The organism is Rahnella sp. P4_A8 (genome assembly GCF_056402435.1).
Genome location: NZ_JBFUHK010000394.1, coordinates 1 through 506, shown reverse-complemented (window position 1 = coordinate 506; position 506 = coordinate 1). Strand labels below are relative to the sequence as shown.

1 protein-coding gene is annotated in these 506 nt (G+C 40.1%); it reads left to right on the top strand.

What is annotated here, in order from left to right:
* The coding region (locus tag AC1DUO_RS26200; RefSeq protein ID WP_477989668.1) for an ATP-grasp fold amidoligase family protein at nucleotides 1-455 on the top strand (455 nt) is incomplete at its 5' end.
* Nucleotides 456-506: the final 51 nt, after the last annotated feature.

The following is a 506-nucleotide window of genomic DNA, read 5'->3' as shown; positions in this document are numbered from 1 at the left end:
GCACCAGGGAATGGCACTATAAAAATATAGAAAAGAAGATCATTTGTGAGGAATATGTGATCTTAGAGAAAGTAAGAGATAAAGACCCACGGCCAGAAATGCTGAGGATCCATTGCTTTAACGGGATTGCCTGCTTCATTGAAGCTGATTTTACTGACTCCAATGGTAACGAATTTATCAATGTTTATGATAGGAAGTGGAAATTACAGCCATTCCAGATGGAATATCCAAACTATCATGGAGATATCGTTGAACCTGATTCTTTTTATAAGGCTTTGACGGCCGCTCAGGAGATATCATCAGGGATTGACTACTGTCGCGTGGATCTGATGTTAAATAATGATAAGCTATATTTTAGTGAAATAACACTCACTCCCTGCCGTGGCAAGTTAAAAATAACGCCAGAGAAATGGGATCGCAGACTGGGAGAGATGTGGGAGTTAGACGTTTACTAAAGAAGGCTCGGAAGAGCCTTTATCGTTATTTTTGGATATCAGATAAGGGCC